This is a genomic window from Erysipelothrix urinaevulpis (assembly GCF_009828835.1).
GTDB classification, from domain to species: domain Bacteria; phylum Bacillota_I; class Bacilli_A; order Erysipelotrichales; family Erysipelotrichaceae; genus Erysipelothrix; species Erysipelothrix urinaevulpis.
Map to the genome: position 1 here is coordinate 1 of NZ_WTTB01000020.1, position 2,214 is coordinate 2,214.

General features: G+C 31.3%; 2 protein-coding genes and 1 rRNA gene. All 3 read right to left on the minus strand.

Annotated features, from left to right (window positions below; translation table 11 throughout):
- Window positions 1-280: 280 nt before the first annotated feature.
- Entirely contained in the window at window positions 281-1,198 is a 918-nt protein-coding gene (locus GVV10_RS09390) for a DUF3307 domain-containing protein (RefSeq protein ID WP_159521998.1), read from the minus strand.
- Window positions 1,199-1,855 carry a SatD family protein gene (locus GVV10_RS09395; RefSeq protein WP_159522000.1) on the minus strand — a complete coding sequence of 219 codons (657 nt, stop codon included), beginning with the start codon at window positions 1,853-1,855 and terminating at the stop codon, window positions 1,199-1,201.
- Between the two features lie 279 nt (window positions 1,856-2,134).
- Window positions 2,135-2,214, minus strand: a 5S ribosomal RNA gene (gene rrf / locus GVV10_RS09615); the annotation flags it as partial.

Genomic DNA, 2,214 nt, shown 5'->3' on the forward strand with positions numbered 1-2,214 from the left:
GAATAACTCTGACGAGTTATTGTTTTATTTTTGTTATCTATTTCTGTTTGAAATTGACGTTTCCTGTTCAGTTTTCAAAGACCATTGCTGCGTACCGTTTCCCGGTCAACGCTTGATTATAATACCACCCACATACTCCCTTGTCAACTCTATTCGCAAACTTTATACATTTATTTTACTTTTGTTTGTAACTCTCTTTCATAAAATAAATAAAAAAAAATTTAGACCAACTTATCTCGATCGTTACTTTAGTAAATTTCAAAAACCACACTCCAATTACTTATAAAAAAGACAATACCAACACCTCGAACACCTTCAATTCAAATATAAATATATAGACAATAAAGACGATTAGTAAACTAGTAAATGTTCCGATAACAAAGTATTCAGCAAATTTCGCATTGTCGGATATTTTCTTATATCTCGCAATTCCCTTCAAGGTGAATACAACCGCAATCCCGCTCACTAGATTTTGCGAAAGGAATAACAATGTTAGTAACCGCTCCAGTGTCCCCATTCGTGCTCCAGCCCCTGCAAGACCTTCATCAACACTCATTTGCTTAGGATCAAATTTATCTGTCAACATGACAATTAAAATATTAGCCGGCTTCGCAACTAAAAGCACCACTAGAATCATGCTTAAATACATTTGAAAATCATTAGATAATAGTTCTTTATAAAATGAACAATCAAACCAAATACATACAAGTTTGTAAATCATTACAATAAAAAACAAATGACAGAATTGATCTATTCCAAATATCGTGATTGGAGCCAAAGTTTTTTTACCATTATTGGATATTTCGTCATCACTATCATTTCTAGGAACATCATTCATAGCCAGTTTTTTAAATCCATTTAATCTCGTGCTTTCTATGAATCGGTCTCGTTTCACTGTATAGTCATATTGAAACTTTTGAGTATCATCTAAGTATGAAGTTTTCGTTAGTCTAAACTTCAAAACATCTATTGTTGCATGAATAAAAATAAAAATTAATGTTAATGTAAAGTCTAACAATACAGGCGACGTATTTCGTATTAAAATTATTCTCAGCATCATTAAAATGATAAATGTCAAAGCATACTGAATATTATGAATTTTAACACCTCTACGAGATATTTCTTTATAGTCGGAAAGTTCTTGTGATTGAAAGTAAAAATCACCTAAAACGTGCGAAATAATGTAATAGTAAATCATCTAATTATCCTCCAGACTAAGCTGTTTTGAAAGCTCGACACGTGATGTGACATATTGTCTTATTGATGTCGAAGCCAATCTATTTGAAACTTGCGACGATGAAAACCTCATCGCTTCTACAAGATTTTTGGGAATGATCTCATTATACCCAAAGATTGTGATTGCTTTGTAAACAAATTCTTTTTGTGAATAAGTCCAGTTATTTCGTATTAAATCTTGGAGTCTGATGACCGAATTAAGAAATTGTTCTTGAGGCTTGTCATCTATTTTTAAATATGTAGATGTATTACGATGATCATGTTCTTTGTGTATAACTTCTATCGCAAAACGCGCATTCCAATATGCTGGACCATCTGCACCTATACTAATATTCTCATCAATGTCAGTACTGATTGTACCTATCCCAATTCCAAACCTTAACTCTACGTCATTTAAACTCATGTAAAGACTGAGTTCATCAATGATAAGAAAACAAACCTCTACAGTTTTAATGAGACACTGAAATTCATCACCCAATGTGATTGTGATCGGTGATTTAAGATCTTTCTTATATTTGTCATTCAATGAATTAATTTTCTTACGAAGTAAATCTTGAATTTTATTCCGATTTTTATAATCTTTGGAGTTAATAATATCTCCAATTAATGCTATATACATATAATCACCTCAAGTTAATCATACACGATATATCATGAATAAACAACATTTCATGGTATATCGTGTAATTTGTCATTTTCATATTTATACATGAAATAACAATAATTAAACTCTAAACCTTTTAAAACTTAGTAGTGATCCCACCATTTATTAAAGACAAGTATTCGAATATCCCTTAATTTCAGGCAATATGAAGATCAATAGGAAAATATTAGTTAAATCGAAATACTCAAAACAACATAAAAAAAGGATAATCAAGTGAATGATTATCCTAAGTTTACCTGGCAATGAGCTAATTTCACTATGGCTAGCATAGCTATACTCGCCGCTAAAGTGCTTAACTTCTGTGTTCGGGATGG

Bases quoted from the DNA above. Each gene is read 5' to 3' on its own strand.
- GVV10_RS09390 (WP_159521998.1), bottom strand. From the start codon at position 1,198: ATGATTTACTATTACATTATTTCGCACGTTTTAGGTGATTTTTACTTT.
- GVV10_RS09395 (WP_159522000.1), bottom strand. From the start codon at position 1,855: ATGTATATAGCATTAATTGGAGATATTATTAACTCCAAAGATTATAAA.